13 protein-coding genes are annotated in these 16,723 nt (G+C 62.1%); 4 read left to right on the top strand and 9 right to left on the bottom strand.

The genetic code is table 11. The features are described 5' to 3' along the window. The gene (locus tag HMPREF1484_RS08805; RefSeq protein WP_016664693.1) at positions 1 to 417 is read left to right on the top strand and encodes a cytochrome c oxidase subunit 4; all 417 of its coding nucleotides are present in this window, start codon (positions 1 to 3) and stop codon (positions 415 to 417) included. 549 nt (positions 418 to 966) lie between these two features. On the opposite strand, the gene HMPREF1484_RS08800 is transcribed toward HMPREF1484_RS08805, so the two are convergent. The 6 genes from HMPREF1484_RS08800 to HMPREF1484_RS08775 all read right to left on the bottom strand — a co-directional run bounded on the left by HMPREF1484_RS08800 (position 967) and on the right by HMPREF1484_RS08775 (position 7,351). Then, a complete protein-coding gene (locus HMPREF1484_RS08800) occupies positions 967 to 2,109 on the bottom strand; it encodes an MFS transporter (protein WP_232049733.1) in 1,143 nt (380 codons plus the stop codon). Beyond that, entirely contained in the window at positions 2,109 to 2,435 is a 327-nt protein-coding gene (locus HMPREF1484_RS08795) for a helix-turn-helix transcriptional regulator (protein WP_016664691.1), read from the bottom strand. Before HMPREF1484_RS08795 ends, HMPREF1484_RS08800 begins: the two co-directional genes overlap by 1 nt. 660 nt (positions 2,436 to 3,095) lie before the next feature. Next, positions 3,096 to 4,727, bottom strand: a complete 1,632-nt coding sequence (locus tag HMPREF1484_RS08790) for a cytochrome bc complex cytochrome b subunit (protein ID WP_016664690.1) — start codon at positions 4,725 to 4,727, stop codon at positions 3,096 to 3,098. A 6-nt stretch (positions 4,728 to 4,733) separates the two neighbouring features. Next, positions 4,734 to 5,810, bottom strand: a complete 1,077-nt coding sequence (locus HMPREF1484_RS08785; protein ID WP_040386996.1) for a Rieske 2Fe-2S domain-containing protein — start codon at positions 5,808 to 5,810, stop codon at positions 4,734 to 4,736. 5 nt (positions 5,811 to 5,815) lie between these two features. After that, complete coding sequence (locus HMPREF1484_RS08780) at positions 5,816 to 6,616, bottom strand: c-type cytochrome (RefSeq protein ID WP_016664688.1); 801 nt, start codon at positions 6,614 to 6,616, stop codon at positions 5,816 to 5,818. Positions 6,617 to 6,664: 48 nt separating this feature from the next. Continuing rightward, positions 6,665 to 7,351, bottom strand: coding sequence for a heme-copper oxidase subunit III (locus HMPREF1484_RS08775; protein WP_016664687.1), 687 nt, complete (start codon positions 7,349 to 7,351; stop codon positions 6,665 to 6,667). A 228-nt stretch (positions 7,352 to 7,579) separates the two neighbouring features. On the opposite strand from HMPREF1484_RS08775, the gene trpD reads away from it, so the two are divergent. Then, entirely contained in the window at positions 7,580 to 8,677 is a 1,098-nt protein-coding gene (gene trpD, locus HMPREF1484_RS08770; protein ID WP_016664686.1) for an anthranilate phosphoribosyltransferase, read from the top strand. Here the strand turns inward: trpD and HMPREF1484_RS08765 are convergent. Both HMPREF1484_RS08765 and HMPREF1484_RS08760 read right to left on the bottom strand, forming a co-directional pair. Beyond that, entirely contained in the window at positions 8,628 to 10,352 is a 1,725-nt protein-coding gene (locus HMPREF1484_RS08765; RefSeq protein ID WP_232049732.1) for a DEDD exonuclease domain-containing protein, read from the bottom strand. The genes trpD and HMPREF1484_RS08765 overlap by 50 nt on opposite strands. 61 nt (positions 10,353 to 10,413) lie before the next feature. Then, complete coding sequence (locus tag HMPREF1484_RS08760) at positions 10,414 to 12,213, bottom strand: long-chain fatty acid--CoA ligase (protein WP_016664684.1); 1,800 nt, start codon at positions 12,211 to 12,213, stop codon at positions 10,414 to 10,416. 133 nt (positions 12,214 to 12,346) lie between these two features. Here HMPREF1484_RS08760 and HMPREF1484_RS08755 point away from each other — a divergent pair, with 133 nt between their 5' ends. Continuing rightward, entirely contained in the window at positions 12,347 to 13,072 is a 726-nt protein-coding gene (locus HMPREF1484_RS08755) for a 1-acyl-sn-glycerol-3-phosphate acyltransferase (RefSeq protein WP_172620180.1), read from the top strand. A 46-nt stretch (positions 13,073 to 13,118) separates the two neighbouring features. Continuing rightward, positions 13,119 to 14,543 carry a class II 3-deoxy-7-phosphoheptulonate synthase gene (locus HMPREF1484_RS08750; protein ID WP_016664682.1) on the top strand — a complete coding sequence of 475 codons (1,425 nt, stop codon included), beginning with the start codon at positions 13,119 to 13,121 and terminating at the stop codon, positions 14,541 to 14,543. Between the two features lie 6 nt (positions 14,544 to 14,549). Here the strand turns inward: HMPREF1484_RS08750 and pknB are convergent, their stop codons facing one another. Beyond that, positions 14,550 to 16,679, bottom strand: a complete 2,130-nt coding sequence (gene pknB, locus HMPREF1484_RS08745) for a Stk1 family PASTA domain-containing Ser/Thr kinase (RefSeq protein ID WP_040386560.1) — start codon at positions 16,677 to 16,679, stop codon at positions 14,550 to 14,552. Positions 16,680 to 16,723: the final 44 nt, after the last annotated feature.

Below are 16,723 nucleotides of genomic sequence, written 5' to 3'. Positions count from 1 at the left end.
ATGCGCACCAACGTCATCATCTTCGCCCTCATCGGCTGCTTCGTGACCGTCGTCGGCGTTGTTTACACCCTCCTCACCCTCAACGTCGATCCCGGCGGCATCGAGTGGGTCGGCGTTCCCGCACTCTTTGCTCTCGCAGCAATGTGCTGGATGATCGCCATCTACGTGTGGATGAGCGAGCGCCGCTTCGGCGGAGGTGCTCAAGACGACGACAACGCCGAAGTTCACGAAGAAGCCGGCCACAAGGGCGTCTTCGCTCCCTACAGCTGGGCGCCACTCGTGTGTGCGGTCGGTGCTTCCCTCGCGTTCGGCGGTTTCCCAATCGCCTACTGGATCACCGCGCTCGGAATCGTGATCGGCATGATCGGCGTCATCATGTGGGTTATGGCCTACTCGGTGGGGCACAACAGCCACTGAAATTTAGGTAAGCGACCGCGTTCCGCGGGGCAGCCTGAAAACATAGAATCCACGCTGTCGAATGCCCGGCAGGCTCTAAGAGAGCCGGCCGGGCACTTTGCTCGATATCGCGAAACCCTCGATGCCTCGTGGATGAGCTTGCCGTAAGTGGTGGGACGTAAAGTGGATTGGCCAGGCTAGTTGTGGATGGCGTGATTACGGAGATTAGAAATTGCGCAATCTGCCCACGAAGCCATCACGCCATTCATCCTTGCTAAGGCGGGTAAGAACGTAGCCCTTGCCCGACAGGGAAAGGCTGGCAGCGAGGGTGATGGCGACAAGGAGACATCCACTGCCGTGGATGAGTCGGTATTGCGGAGGTGTTGGTAGGTCGTCAGCTGCGGTTCCACTTGGACTGCCTTAGGTGCGAGTGATGCGCTAGCGCTTCGCTGTCGGCGAGACCCCCTGGCAGTCGGGGGGGGGGAAAGAGAGCTTGGGCGCTGGGCGAGTTCTAGTAGAGCGCGGGCTGTTGAATCGAGAAGCGATGGAGTGGCTTGAAAACGTGTTGGGTTACGCGTCTACGCTTTGGAACCCGACCCGTTGTCGAACAATCTGGCAGAGCAGTGCGAGTGCGGCAACGCCAGCTGCCGAACCGCATAGCACGTCTGGCGCCACGTGCGCAGCCACCAACAGCGAGCCAAGAGTCGCCCCTAGTGCCGATCCCAGGTAGTTGGCTGATGCGTTAGCAGCCACAGCCGTGGCACCATCTGCTGGATTCGCCTGCAGGAGCACATGCTGCTGGGGCGCGAGGGATGACCAACCACACAGCCCCCAAATGAACAGGCTCACCACGGTGACCCCTGGCAGATGCCCCTGAGTCATGCCGATCAGCGCGCATGTCAGGCCGGCGAGGATGACAGCGCTCAAGCGCAAGGGGTCACACCTGTCCACGAGCCATCCGATGCCTAGAGCTCCGAGCGCCCCACCGAGTCCCCAGACCCAAATCCCCAGGCTCTGATGCGACGCTAGGCTTCCGGCGGACAGCACGACGGTCAGGTAGGTGTAGAGCCCCAAGGAAGCCACTGCGGTGAGAAGCGTTACTGAAATCGTGAGGAGATTCCGTGGGCTTGTGATGGATCGCAGTCGGTCAGCAGCGCTAGACGCCGGAATTGACGGTAGTTTGCCGCCGCGCAGCGTTATGCCTGCTAGTGCAGCGCAGCCAATGATCACGATCAGTAGTATCGCCGCGCGCCACCCCCACAGTCGAGCCAGGAAAAGTCCGATGGGCACGCCGAACACGGTACCGACTGCCAGACCGGCAAGAACCATAGCCACCGCACGACCTCGACGCTGTTGATCCACAACCTCTGAGGCCACCGCGGACGACAGTGGCGAATACACGCCTGCCGCCGCGCCAGCGACTATACGAGTGGCCAGGAAGACCCCAATCGTTGGTGACAGTGCTGTGATCAGGTTCGCTACCGTGAATACCAGCAAGGCTGTAACCAAACTGCGTCGCGACCGCTGCCCAGCGCGTCCCGCAAGTAAGGGGCCCGAGACTGCGTAGGAGCCCGTGAATGCCGCAACGCTTAACCCAACATCGGCTTCCCTAGTTCCCAATGAAGATGCGACGTCGGGTAAAAGTCCCGCCACGACATAGGCGTCCAGGCCGAGAGCGACGCTGCCCAACACGAATGGCCACAGTCGACGCATCATTCTTGTGGCTCCCTTGAGTCTGCGCTCGCGAGTACTGCCGCAAGAACCCCTGGGAACAGCTGATCCAGATCCTCGCGCCGCAGCTGGATTAGACATGCGCGGCCCTCGCTCCTCGTCCAGGTCATTCCTGCCTCTCGCAGCATGCGCGTGTGGTACGTCAGCGTCGAACGGGGGAGATCGTCCGCGAGTTCAAGGCTGTCGTGCTCCTGCCCGTCCGCCAGGCGGCAGATCATTTCTAACCGCGTAGGGTCGCTCAGGGCGGCAAGCACCCTAGGCAAACTGATTTCGTCAGGATTCGGGTGGTGATATTTGCGGGGTGTCATCGGGCCTCCATCAATCGTGCAGCAATAATTGCACGATTATCGTACAGGAATCACTGCACGATTCCGAGCGCTGTCAGTGAATTGACGCCGCCCCATTCGGGCGATTTGAGGTCTCGCGCTGGCGTCTAGAAGTGCCGCGGCGGGCCTAGAGTTGGGATGCGTGATTGATTGGGGGCTCTAACGCAATAATGCGAGTCTTCTTGCCGTTGGCTGGTAGATCCGATTTTCCGGTCGAGCGCTGTGCTTGTGTAAAGCGCAGGGCGCTCAGGGCGGGGGCGACAAACTATCTTCTGGTGGGATAGGGAGTAGAAAAGTTCACTTGGATGTTCGGGCAGACTTAAGTTCTTTTACTGTGGTGCGAGCGAAATGGCTGTGCTCTCTCTAGACCTCTTGCCGGTTTCGTGCGCGAGGCGCCCACACATGAAAGCCCAGCAACCGTCGGACCGCCGGCGTAAGACCACCACGCGAACTAACGAAGTTTGACTGCCCTCAATCCGGTTAGGAGGGAAGAGGGGGACAGAAGAGAAGGGAACGGAGGCGTGGTAGGGAAGCAAGAGGCGAAGCAGCAGAAGCCCTGGCACACAGAAGTGGGGGCCTGCCCGAGCCGAAACTCAGTGGCAAACCCCCACAACCTCTATGGAATTCGGGAAGGGCGTTCGATCAGCTGCCGACGAGAGCCTTGATCTTGTGCTCCTCGTGGCCCGAGTGCTCGAGCGCCTCGCGAAGCTCCGCAGGCGTCGCAGGCTCCACGCGATCCTTGAAGAAGAAGCTCGAGGCCTTTGCCCGAAGCGACGAGACGCCCTCGCCCTTCTTGAGCGGGCGGTGGTTGTCGTAGCTCACGAGAACCCAGCGATCATACTCGCTGAGAGGCTCGTGGATCTCGAGCGTTTCACCGTTCTCCATGCGCACAACCTTGCCGGTTTCAACGCCGTGGAGGGCGATCTGCTTCTTGTGCTTCTGGATTGAGAGGCACACGCGCTTCGTCACGATGAACGAGATGACCGGGATCGCGAAGATGCCGATGCGGAAGAACCACGTGAGGTTGTTCAGCGACATGTGGAAGGCGACGGCCATGAGGTCATTCGCGCCGGCAAGCATCGAGACGACGTAGGCAGAAATCCAGGCGACGCCGAAGCCCGTGCGCACGGGCGTGTTGTACGGAAGGTCGAGAACGTGGTGTTCGCGGTCGTCGCCGGTGACCCACTGTTCAATGAACGGATACAGCGCGAGGCTGCCGAACATGATGCCCGGGAAAATCATGCCGGGAATGATGATGTTGAGCGAGATTGGGTAGCCGAAGATCGTGGGCTCCCAGCCTGGCATGAGGCGCAGCGAGCCTTCGAGGAACAGCATGTACCAGTCGGGCTGTGAACCAGCCGACACGGGGGAGGGGTCGTAAGGACCGTAGTTCCACACCGGGTTCATGGCGACGGTGGCTCCCACGAGAGTGAGTACGCCGAACACGATGAAGAAGAAACCGCCGGCTTTTGCCGTGTAAACGGGGAAGAGTGGGTAACCGACCACGTTGCGATCGGTGCGGCCCGGGCCGGGGTACTGCGTGTGCTTGTGCATCACGAGGAAGAACATGTGCAGCGCGATGAGTGCAAGGATCGCACCCGGGATGATGAGGATGTGCACCGTGAACAGGCGCGGAATGATGTCGTGGCCCGGGAATTCACCGCCAAACATGAGCATCGAGCCGTAGGTGCCGAGGATCGGGATGGCCTTCATGACACCGTCGGCAATACGCAAACCGTTGCCCGAGAGGACGTCGTCGGGAAGCGAGTACCCGGAGAAGCCGGCGAGCATCGCGAGCACCATGAGGCCGAAGCCGATGAGCCAGTTGAGCTCACGCGGCTTGCGGAAAGCACCCGTGAAGAAGACGCGGAACATGTGCACGAAGATCGCCACCATGAACGTGAGCGCTGCCCAGTGGTGGATCTGCCTGAAGAGGAGGCCACCCCACACGTCGAATGACAGGTGCAGCGTCGAGTTGAACGCTGCTGACATGTGCGCTCCCTGGAGCGCCGTGTAGGAGCCTTCGTAGACGACTTCATTCATCGAGGGAACGAAGAACATCGTGAGGAAGATGCCCGAGATTACGAGAACAACGAAACTATAGAGCGCGACTTCGCCGAACATGAACGACCAGTGGTCGGGGAAAATCTTCCGTGCGAAACCTTTGACGATATTGGCGCCGCTCGTACGCTCATCGAGCCAGCTAGCGCCTACCGAGCCGAGCTTGAAGGCCTTCGAGTTGCGGTCGAGGCCGGTGGTCTGGGTGTCACTCATGAGGAATTACTTCTCCTTGTGAATGTCCCAGAAGCTGGGACCGATGGGCTCGGGGAAATCGCCGGTTGCGACAAGGTAGCCCTCGTCGTCAACCTCGATAGGGAGCTGCGGGAGCGGACGGTGCGCCGGGCCGAAGACAACCTTGGCGCCGTCGGTGACATCGAAGGTCGACTGGTGGCACGGGCACAGCATGTGGTGGGTCTGCTGTTCGTAGAGCGCGACGGGGCAACCGACGTGCGTGCAGATCTTCGAGAACGCGAGGATTCCCTCGTGGCCAGCCTCGAGCGAGGCCTCATTCTTGCCGTCTGCAGGATCGATGCGCACGAGAATTGCTGCTGCTTTCGCGCGCTCCTCGATCCAGTCGGGAGTCTCCTCGGTGAGGCCCTCGGGCATCACGTGGAAAATCGAGCCGACGGTGACGTCCGAAGCCTTGATGGGCGTCTGGTCATGGTCGCGGGCGATGCGAACGCGCTTCTTGTTTTCCGTGGCGCGGCCCCAGAACGTGTGGTGGAGCTTATTGCCGGGAAGGGGGCCGAGGGTCGAGATCGGGAAGAGCACGGCGATCGGAAGGGCCGCCAGTGCACCCACGAGCGAGGCGACGACCAGCGGGCGGCGGGCGATACCGGACTCATTGATGCCGTCGACAAGAATCTTCGACGCGGCTTCGCGCGTTTCTTCATTGCCGCGCTGTGCGTGACGCTCCTCGGTGACTTCGTGATCGGGCATGAGCGTCTTTGCCCAGTGGATCGCACCTGCACCGATGAAGAAGATGCCAACAGCGAGGCCGATACCCATGGTGAGAGTTGACCAGTGCACCGCTGAGAGGGTGCCCTCTTCTGCAAGGAGGTTCGTGCCCGTGGGGCTGAACAGGAAGTAGGAGGCGATAAAGAACGCCGTGCCGAGAATCGAGAGGACGAACAGCAGCGAGACGATGCGCTCGGCGCGCTTTTCAGCTTTGGGGTCGAGATCTGCTTGGCGGTACTCGTGCGGCGGAATGCCCGGGTTGCGGAAACCGCCCTCTTCCGCGCGCGCGACGGTGCTTACGCCCTTGCGCGGCGAGGTGCCGTCGATGTTGTGTGTCAGTTCGTTCACTTTGCCTTAGCTCCCAACCAGATAGCGCAGCCGAGCAGAATCGCGAGAATCGCCGTCCAGGCGAAGAGGCCCTCGGTGACCGGGCCGAGTGCGCCGAGCGAGTAGCCGCCGGGCGAGCCGTTCTCTTCAAGCTGGTTGAGGTAGGCGATGACGTCGCGTTTGTCTTCGGGGCTCAGGTTGTTGTCGTTAAACACCGGCATGTTCTGCGGGCCGGATTCCATGGCTTCGTAGATGTGCTTGTCCTCGACACCGCGAAGAGTCGGGGCCCACTTGCCTTCCGTAAGTGCGCCGCCGGCAGCAGACGCGCTGTGGCACATGGCGCAGTTGATGCGGAAGATCTCGCCACCTTTGGTGACGTCGGCGCCTTCCTTGCTCAGCTGCTCCTCAGTGGGGATCGACGGGCCGGGGCCCAGCGAGGCCACGTATGCGGCAAGCTGCGAGATCTGCTTATCGGTGAACTGCACGGGCTTGCGCTGCGCCTGCGGGCCGGACTCCTGCATGGGCATGCGGCCCGTGCCCACCTGGAAATCGACGGCAGCGGCGCCAACGCCGATGAGCGACGAGCCAACCGTGTTGCCGTCACTGTCTTTGCGACCTTCGCCGTTCATGCCGTGGCACGTCGCGCAGTTCGAGACGAAGAGCTTCTTCCCTTCGGCGACGTCGGAGGCCGAGAAGGCCTCAGCGGATGCGTCTTTGGGGGAGAGGACGGCAAACAAACCGCCCGTGGCGATCAACGCCATCAAGATGATGGCAAGGAGCGCCATCGGGTGATGGCGGTGTGTGGCCAGAGCCTTCACTGTGAGGACCTCGTTTCGGTAAAGGGTGCGAATCCGAGTAGGGGAGCTTTAGAAGAAGGCCCAGTTGCCTTCAACGGTGTGGAGAACGAGCGGGTCAAGCAGGTAGACCACGAAGAAGAGGGCTACCCAGATGACGTCGACGAAGTGCCAGTAGTACGACACGCAAATCGCGCTGACCTCTTCGTGGTGCGTGAAATTCTTCGCGGAGTAGGCGCGCGCGAGAACGAAGAGGAAGGCGATAAGCCCGCCAAGGACGTGGAGGCCGTGGAAGCCCGTGGCGAGGTAGAAGATTGAGCCATGAGGCGTGCTCGAGATGGTGAGGCCCTTATGCACGAGCTCGGCATATTCGAAGGCCTGGCCCGACACGAAGATCGCGCCGAGAATGAAGGTGAGGGTGTACCACTCGATGAGGCCCCAGCCGGCGATGTTGACGATCGAGCCGGTGCGGCGCTTGCGGCGCTTTTCTGCGGCGAATACACCCATCTGGCACGTGATTGAGCTCGTGACCAGGATGAGCGTGTTGGTGATGGCGAAGTTGAGCGTGAAGTTCTTCTGGCCCTCGTAGAAAACCTCGGGTACGACGCCGTACAGCGTGAAGTACATAGCAAAGAGCGCACCGAAGAACATGATTTCGCTCGCGAGCCACACGATGGTGCCGACCTGAGTGGTGTTCGGCCTGCTCACGGGGGAGGTGCGAGGGGCGGAGGAAAGAGTCGCAGTTGTCACGGTTCTCATTCGTCGTTGGTCGGGTTGCGAGGCCATGCACGGCACATGGTCTCGGCCGCTGCGGGCAAGGCCCGTGCGGCCCTGCTGGGACAAAAGTCCGTGCGCAGGTTTTTTCAGCATACCTGTTGGAAGCGCGATTGTTGAATCGAACGGGGCTTTTGTCCCGGTTTTTTCCGTGATCTAAGCCGTGTTCCGTCTGGTGGGCTTGCTCTACGTCACGAGCGTTCACGCCTTAATATGGGCGCCATGACGGATCAAGAAATCTATACGTGGCCCGCGCTGACCCACGCCCTCATCAAAGGGCGCGATCTCACGTCCGAAGAGGCGTGGTGGGCAATGCAGCAGATCATGCGCGGCGATGTTGATCCGGTCCCTCTCGCCGGTTTCCTCGTGGCGCTTCAGGCGAAGGGAGCGGTGACCCATGAGGTCAACGCACTCTCCTCCTCCATGCTCGAGCACTCGAGGATCATTAGTGCGCCCTCTGGCGCCGTCGACATCGTGGGGACGGGCGGAGACGGCGCCCATACCGTCAATATCTCGACCATGGCCTCGCTCGTGATCCGCGGCGCGGGGATTCCTGTGGCAAAGCACGGCAACCGTGCCGTGAGTTCGAAATCGGGTTCGGCGGACGTACTCGAAGCGCTCGGGGTGCGCCTGAATCTTCCCGTGGAGGGCGTGCAGCGCGTGCTTGACGAAGCGGGAATCTCGTTTTGTTTCGCCCAGGTTTTTCACCCGTCGATGAAACATGGTGCGGTTGCCCGAGCCGGTCTCAAACTGCCCACGGTTTTCAATGTGCTCGGTCCCATCACCAATCCCGCCGGGGTTCGTGCCCATTCCGTCGGCGTGGCATTCGAGGAGATGGCGCCTGTCATCGCAGGTGTCTTTGCAGACCGCGGCGCGTCCGCCATCGTCGTGCGCGGGCGCGACGGCCTCGACGAGCTGAGTATCGCCGCCGAAACCGATGTGTGGGAGGTAAGGGACGGGTCCGTTACGTCGCACGTTGTCGCCCCCGAAGACTACGGACTCTCACGCGCACGTATCGATGCGTTGCGCGGTGGCGACCCCTCCTACAATGCCCAGGTGGCGCGAGACCTGCTTGCCGGCACGACTGGGCCCGTGCGAGATGCCGTCGTGCTCAATGCCGCTTCGGGCATTGTCGCAGCCGAGGGGCTCAAGGAAAGTTCCGACGCCAGCCCTGCCTTCGCCGAGCGAATGCTCCGCGCGGTGAAACGGGCCGAAGACTCACTCGATTCCGGAGCCGCCAAGGCTGCGCTTGAGCGGTGGATCAACGTCTCGCAGAGCGTCGAAACACCCGCTGAAACTCTTCGATCGTAAAGCGGGCGGTAGACGGCATCGACCACTCGCCCTCCACGTGAACGATCCGGATGCCAGGTTTCGCGAGCCATTCGAGGATGAGCTCAGCCTCGTGGTGGTAGCCGAAGCACAGCGGGGCGCGCAGGGCGGCCTCCGCTTCGCTTTCGCGAGCAAGTGCCTCGATAGCCGAAAGCGGGTCGCTCCACGCCGGCATCGTGCGCGCTGCCCCGAGCCGCCCGTGCCGTACGGCAAGAACCTCCCACTGCCAGGGCGATTGAGTCGAAGCATCGTGGCACGAGATTTTGCGCGCCGCGACGAGGAATGGAACCTCCGCGATGGATCGCAATCGTGCGGCACGTCGCGCTGCATCAGCAAACAACTCGACCCTCGTGCGCAACGCCTCGGCGTTCTCGTAGAGGCCCCTCCCCACGAGTGCGCGCATTTTCTGAGCCGCGTACTCAAAAACATCGCTCGGATCCTCGGTGAGGGCCCGGTGCATTCGTGCGTGGAAGCCTGCGCTGCTGCGCACGGGCTCCGACGCTTCTGCGGCAAACGTCGGTCCATGAACCGGCGGTACCGGCAGTGCCCCCGCGGCAGCCGACGGTTCCCGGGGAACCGTCGGACTTTTGGTCCCGGTGCGACCTTCCGCGGCACCAGCGTTGTCCTCTTCGGCCCCGATGGCCGCAGTCAGTGCCGCGTACACGAGGGAGCGAATCGGCTCGACGTCGTGGCGCGAGCGGAGCGGGCCGATATAGGCGTGGAGCGACGTTTCGCTTTTGACAGTGCGCGCAAGGCGCAGCCCATCGGGGGTGACTCGAAGCCAATTGCCCTTGGAAGGGCGGATTCCCTGGCGATTGGCGATGGGGCGCTCACTTGCGATTGCGCGCAGCTCGCGGATTGCAGCTTCGGCGTCGCTTGAACACTGCACAATGTCGATACGCTCGGTGACGGGAATGATATCGAGGACGGCTCGCCTGGTCTCGTTCGGTGAAAAGTAGGTGCGCACTCGCGAGCGGAGATTGCCCGACTTGCCGATGTACAGCGTTGAACCGTTGGCGTCGACGAAGGAGTACACGCCGGGCACGGGCGGGATGTCCGCCGCGAGGTGGCGTTTGCGGATTTGGGCGGGACTTGCTTTCTTCCCACTTGAGGTGAGATCCGAGAGGTGGCTTGCGCCACCGGCAGAAAGTCGCGCGATGATCTCGTGGAGAACATCGACCGTTGCGCGCGCATCCGACAGCGCGCGGTGGTTGGGCACCGTCGTTGCCCCAACCGTTCCCGCGAGAGTCGAAAGCTTGTGGTTCTTCACTTCGTCACGTCCGAAAACGCGGCGCGCGAGTGTAAGCGTATCGACGACCTCGAACGGTGGCCACCGGTACTCGAGCCGGAGCGCCGCGGCCTTCAAAAACCCGATGTCGAAACGGGCATTGTGGGCGACGAGCACCGAGGTGCGTGCGAACTCGAGGAAAGCGGGGATGACCGCTTCTGCCGACGGCGCATCGCGAACCATGTGGTCAGAGATCCCCGTGAGGGCGGCGATGTATGCGGGGATCGGACGCTCGGGGTTGACGAACGTCTGAAACTCCTCGACAACCTCGCCGCCCACAACCCGTACGGCGCCAATTTCCGTGATGGCATCCAGTTCGGTGTTCGTCCCGGTGGTCTCGAGGTCGACGACAACGAACTCGACATCGATGAGCTCCGGGCCAAGATCCTCGAATGCCCGCTGCGCAGTCCGAGTGATGGCGCCGTCCGCCTTACTTCTTCGTGTAAATGCGGTCGATGACCTCGGAGAAATCCTTCACAACAGCGGCACGCTTGAGCTTGAACGACGGGGTGAGGTAACCGTTCTCCTCCGTGAAATCCGCATCGATGATCTCGAACTTGCGGATCGATTCGGCGCGAGAGACCGAGGTGTTGGCTTCGTCAACTACCCTCTGGACCTCGGCGATGACCTGCTCGTTCGTAATGGCTTCGGCAAGCGACATCGACCCGAGCCCCTGGTTTTTGAGCCACCGGGGGAGCATTTCGCGGTCGAGAGTCACGATCGCCGACACGAACGGCTTTTGGTCGCCTAGAACGATGCACTGGCCAACGACGGGGCTCTGGCGCACGGTGTCCTCGAGTTGGGCAGGCGACACGTTCTTGCCGCCTGCGGTGACGATGATTTCTTTTGAACGGCCCGTAATCGTGATGTAGCCGTCCTCATCGATGCTCGCGGTGTCGCCCGTGTTGAACCAGCCGTCCTGGAGGGCCAGCGCGGTGGCGTCGGGATTGTTCCAGTACCCCTTGAACACCATGACGCCCTTGACGAGCAGTTCGCCCTTGTCGTTGAGCTTGACTTTCGCGCCTGGGAACGGGGGACCGACGGTGCCGACCTTGACATTCCACGGATTGTTGACGCCTACGGGGGCGGTCGTTTCCGTGAGGCCATAGCCTTCCAGGATCGTGACACCGATGCCGCGGAAGAAGTGGGGGAGGCGGTCGCCAAGTGGCGCACCACCCGAGATTGCGTAGGTGAGCTTTCCACCCATGAGATTGCGCAGCTTCGAGTACACGAGCGTGTCGAACAGCTTGTACTGGGCTTTCACGTGCAGGGGAATCTTGCCCGTGTCGAGGCCCTTCGAATACTGGATGGCCACCTCGACGGCACGGTGGAAGATCTTGCCTTTACCGTCTCCAACAGCCTTTTGCTCGGCGCCGTTGTAGACCTTTTCGAACACGCGAGGGACTGCGAGCAGGCACGTGGGCTTGAACGAGGCGAGATCGTCGAGGAGTTGCTTCGCATCGGGGGAGAAACCTGTCGTGCACCCGCACACGATGGTGATGAACGTGATGTCGCGTGCGAACACGTGCGCGAGCGGAAGGAACATCAGCAGGCGCGAGCCAGGGGGCATAACCGCCTCACCCAGAAGGCCCACTGCGTTGAGGGACTGATCCATGAAGTTTGCGTGCGTGAGCTCCACGCCCTTGGGCCGGCCGGTCGTGCCGGAGGTGTAGACGATCGTCGCGGTGTCTGACTTGTGCCGGCTCTTACGCGCCTTCTCAATCGCGTCGTCGTCGATATCGGCTTCTGCAACGGAGAGCTGCTCGATGATGCCCTCTTCGATGACCCACACCTGCTCGAGATCCGAGAGCGAAGAGCGGACTTCGTCGATGTCCTGCGCATGGCCGGCGTTTTCGCAAAAAATGAAGCGCGCACCGGAATCGGAAGCGATCCATTCGATCTGCCCGGGGGAGGACGTTTCGTAGATCGGCACGCTGATCGCCCCGGTGAACCACAACGCCCAGTCGATGAGTACCCATTCGAAGCGCGTGCGAGACATGATCGCGACTCGGTCGCCTGGCTGGACGCCTTCGTTGATAAGCCCCTGTGCGAGACGCTTCACGAGCGTGATGAATTCAGGTGCGTACATGGGTGACCATGTGCCGGGCGTGAGCTGACGCTCCCACAGGGGAATGTCGGCGTACTTGGTGCGGCGTAGAAGGAGGAAGTCGGTGATGTTTTCGTCTGGCTTCGACTCTGCGATTTGCGGCGTTTCGAACTCGCGTGACACGGGGGAATGCTCCTTGACTTCTAGGCGGGGCTGCACTCGAGTGTACGCGCCTCACGTGCATTGAGGCATGGAGGAGGCTTCGTGTGGCGCGTTCCTTCCCTCACGATGGGCGCTGCCCTATAGGGTTATCCCCGTGCATCTCTATCCCGTCTTGCAGCCGATCGTTAAATTTCTGCTCACGCTCTTCTGGCGCCCCACAGTTGCGGGCCTCCAGCACGTTCCGTCTTCGGGGCGCATGATCATGGCGTGCAATCACACCTCCGCGTTCGAAACTTATTTTGTACCGTGCATGATTCCGCGCGAGATTCACTGGCTTGGAAAGGATGCTCTTTTCAAGGGCAAGGGGGTACCGGGGAAGTTTTTTGCGTGGCTCATGCGCTCGGTCAATGTGATTCCCGTGGATCGTTCGGGAAGCGGTGGCGCGAGCTCGGCGCTCGACGCGGGGATCGCGGTGCTCGAAGGTGAGCACGCCCTCGGCGTGTTCCCCGAGGGCACGAGGAGCCATGACGGGCGAATGTATCGCGGTAAGACGGGCGCTGTACGCCTCGCGCTCGCGACGGGTGCGCCCATCCTTCCCGTCGCCGAACTTGGCGCCTTTGAGGCGCAGCGCTCGAAGAATTCCATCGTGCCGAAGCTCCGTTCAAAGCTCCATACACAGATCGGCCCAACGATCGACATGCGCGCGCAGCTGTCGACGTTGAGAGCAGACAATCCGAGCGACGCACCCGCCACGCGCGAAGAACTTCGCACGCTCACGCGCTCGCTCATGGAAGCGATTCGCGAGCTATCCGGCCAGGAGTATGTGGACGAGTACGCCGCGGACGTGAAGAAAAGACTTAAGGACGCGAACGCTTCGTAAGTTCCGGTCGCGAGAGTGCCGCTGAGCGGACCCACATGTCGCGCTCGTGACTTTCGCCTACTATGTCCGGGTGAGTTATCAGAACCGTAACGTTGCCGCGACATTCCACCCGTTCGAGCTTTCCGAATCATCCGCCCATCTCGAGGCGCTTTCGTCGTGGCGCGAATATCCGAGGGTCCAGCAACCAACGTGGCCGAACGAGAAGGAGCGGGCACGGGTCTTTGATGAGCTGAGGGCCGCACCCCCACTCGTGTTCGCGGGCGAAGTTGACCTTCTTCGCACCCACCTCGCTAAAGCAGCGCGTGGCGAGGCATTCCTCCTTCAGGGAGGCGACTGCGCAGAAACCTTTGCGGACTCGACTGCCGACCGCATCAAGAACAAGGTGCAGACGATCCTCCAGATGGCAGCGATCCTGACCTACGGCGCCTCGCTTCCCACGATCAAGATGGGGCGTATGGCCGGTCAGTTCGCCAAGCCTCGCTCGAGCGACACCGAGACGATCGACGGTGTGAGCCTCCCGAGTTACCGCGGCGATGCGGTCAACGGTTACGAGTTCACCTCCGAATCTCGCACGCCCGATCCCTCGCGCCTGTGGAAGATGTACACGACCGCTTCGCAGACCCTTAATCTTCTGCGCGCGTTCACGGGCGGCGGCTTCGCGGATCTGCGGCAGGTGCAGGCCTGGAACAAGGGGTTCGTGGAGTCCGACGCCTACTCGAAGTACGTGCGAGTCGCGGATGATATTGAGCGAGCCGTGCGTTTCATGGAGGCCATCGGTGTGGACTTCGACCCGATTCGCATGGTCGAGTTTTATTCGTCGCACGAGGCGCTTCTCCTCGACTACGAGGAGGCCCTCGCGCGCGTCGACTCGCGCACGGGTGAGATCTACGGATGCTCTGGCCACTTCCTGTGGATCGGTGAGCGAACCCGCCAGCTCGACGGTGCGCACGTGCACTTTATGTCGCAACTGCGCAACCCGATCGGCGTGAAGCTCGGTCCGAACGCGAGCGTGGATGACATGCTTCGGCTCGCAGAGGTCCTTGATCCGGAGCGCGAGCCGGGCCGTCTCACGTTTGTGACCCGCATGGGCGCCACGGACGTACGTGAGAAGCTTCCCGTGCTGCTCACGGCAGCAAAGCGTGAAGGAATCGAAGCCGTGTGGGTGACAGACCCGATGCACGGCAACACGATCACGAGCTCGAACGGTTATAAGACTCGCCGCTTCGACGACATCATGGACGAGGTGCGCGGGTTCTTTGAGGCACACTGGGAGGTCGGCACAACCCCGGCTGGTCTTCACATGGAGCTCACGGGCGATGACGTCACCGAGGTTCTAGGCGGTTCCAGCGAGCTTGACGAAGAGGGCTTGCACCGCCGCTATGAGACGCTCGTCGACCCGCGCCTCAATCACTCGCAGTCGCTTGAGCTCGCGTTTCTCGTCGCCGACATGCTTGGCGATCGGCCGAGCTGATCGCCGCTAGTACACCGTGATCGTCACGGTCGAGCCGCGCGGTACTTTTGTGCCGCCCGGCTGCGACTGCTGGGACACGAGGCCAAAGACGGGCGTGCCTCGCTCGTAGACGACCTGGACCTTGAGCCCGGCTTTTTCGAGCGCCGCGCGGGCGTCGGCTTCGCTCTTGCGGAAAACATCGGGAACCCCGACGAGGTTGGGGCCGAGCGAGATGGAGATCTTGACTTCGCTGCCTGGAAGCACCGAGGTGGCCCCGGCGGGATCTTGCGAGATGACCTGGCCGGCGGGCACGTTCGAGTTGTACTGCTCGTTCACTTTTGGCACGAGGCCCGCGCCTTCAATGGCTTTGATTGCCGCTTTGCGCTCACTTCCCGCGACGCTCGGAACCTCGACCGGTTCGGGTCCGTCACTGACCGTGAGCGTGACGTGCGCGCCCGCGGGCAGCGACGCGTCTGCGGGGTCTTGGCTGATCACGATGTCTTTCGGCACGTCGGCCGAGTATTCGCGGGTCTCGTTGACCTGAAAACCTGCGTCAGTGAGGGCTGAGGTGGCGTCGGAAACCGCCTGCCCTTTTACCTGCGGAACGTCAAAGAGTTCCTGCCCGAGGGAAATAGTGAGGCGCACGGAACTGCCTTTGCGGACCTCCGCTCCCGTGGCGGGATCCGAGGATATGACGTGGCCCTTCGGGACGTCGTCGCTGTAGGCCTGTGCCGTTGTCACCGTAAGTTGTTGCGCCGTTAGCGCGGCTTCAGCGTCGCTGAGAGTTGCGCCCGCAACGAGCGGCACGGTGCGCGCGCCGCCAGGGCCTTCTGTGTCGTACCAGCGCACGCCGCCAAAGACGAGTGCTGCGACGAGTGCAAGGACGCTTGCGAGTGCGAGGAGGCGCATGGTTGGCGAGGGGTGTGACTCGCTCGCATGGGCACCGCGCGAGCGGCGAGGGCCCGTGAGGGTTACGTCTCGGATGCTTTCGTCGGCGTCGGGGGAGTCCGACGGCTGCTCGCGGAGCTCGAACCTTTTCCTGACCGCCGCTCCCGCACCGCTTCCGGTCGTGGAAAGTTCGCGACCTGAGGTGTCGTTTTCCCAGAACTTTGCTGAGGTTTTGTCATCGAGGAGGGCTTCGTTCGACGGCGATGCCGGGGATACCGGTGATACCGGGGAGGCTGGTGACGAAGCGGAATCGGTGCGCGCCGTTGAGGGCGAGAACTGGCGTGTGAGTCGAGGAACGCCGGCCGTCTCGGCATTGGCCTTGACGTTCGGTGCGGGATGCGCACGGTAGGCGAGTTCGGTGGGGCTTAGTGTGTCGAGAGCCTCGTCAAGGGCGAGGAGTACTTCGTGGGCGCGCGTGGGCCTCGAGGCGGGCAAACGCGAGGCCGCCCACGTGATGATGGAGTCAACAGAGGCGGGGATGCCCGGCGCAAATTGTGACGGTGCGGGGATGTCCTCATGCGCGTGCTGGTAGGCGATATGCACGGCCGAGTCGCCCTGGAAAGGAGTGCGGCCCACGAGCATTTCGAACATCATGATGCCCCACGAGTACAGGTCGCTTCGGGCATCGCTCACGCCGCGTGTGACAACCTCTGGGCTGACATACGCGACCGTACCGAGCAAGGTGCCGGTGGCAGAGGTCGTCGCGGATCCAACGGCGCGTGCGAGGCCAAAGTCGGCGACGAGGATGTCGCGCTCGGCGTTCACGAGAACGTTTTCAGGCTTGATGTCGCGATGGATAATTCCGGAGCGGTGTGCGGCATCGAGCGCGGCGAGGACGTCGCGGCCAACACGCAGCGCGCGTTTGAGGCTGAGGGTTTTGTCGCGGCGGAGTTCGTCGCGCAGTGTCTCGCCCTCGACGAGTTGCATGGCAAGGTACACGCGTCCCTGGTCTTCGCCCTGGTCGTAGACATTGACCACGTGGGGGTGGGTGAGCCGGGCTGCGCTTCGGGCTTCGCGGGAGAAGCGCGAGATGAATTCAGGGTTGTCCGCGAGATGCGGGTGCATGATTTTGAGCGCGACAGGGCGATGCAGGCGCTCGTCGAAGCCGCGATACACCGTGGCCATGCCCCCGCGCGCGATCAGATGCTCGACGCGGTAGCGGTTGCTAAGGACGAGGCCGATGTCTGGGGAAGAAGACTCGGTACTCACGCCGCAAGTCTATGCGGGCCGCCGCCGGGTGCCCGCGCACGACA

Origin of the sequence: Dermabacter sp. HFH0086, assembly GCF_000413375.1 — a bacterium.
Taxonomy (GTDB): Bacteria; Actinomycetota; Actinomycetes; order Actinomycetales; family Dermabacteraceae; genus Dermabacter; species Dermabacter hominis.
Note: the sequence above shows the minus strand (reverse complement) of the source record. Positions and strands in the feature narration are given on the sequence as shown.

Bases quoted from the DNA above. Each gene is read 5' to 3' on its own strand.
- HMPREF1484_RS08805 (WP_016664693.1), top strand. From the start codon at position 1: ATGCGCACCAACGTCATCATCTTCGCCCTCATCGGCTGCTTCGTGACC.
- HMPREF1484_RS08800 (WP_232049733.1), bottom strand. From the start codon at position 2,109: ATGCGTCGACTGTGGCCATTCGTGTTGGGCAGCGTCGCTCTCGGCCTG.
- HMPREF1484_RS08795 (WP_016664691.1), bottom strand. From the start codon at position 2,435: ATGACACCCCGCAAATATCACCACCCGAATCCTGACGAAATCAGTTTG.
- HMPREF1484_RS08775 (WP_016664687.1), bottom strand. From the start codon at position 7,351: ATGAGAACCGTGACAACTGCGACTCTTTCCTCCGCCCCTCGCACCTCC.
- HMPREF1484_RS08790 (WP_016664690.1), bottom strand. From the start codon at position 4,727: ATGAGTGACACCCAGACCACCGGCCTCGACCGCAACTCGAAGGCCTTC.
- trpD (WP_016664686.1), top strand. From the start codon at position 7,580: ATGGGCGCCATGACGGATCAAGAAATCTATACGTGGCCCGCGCTGACC.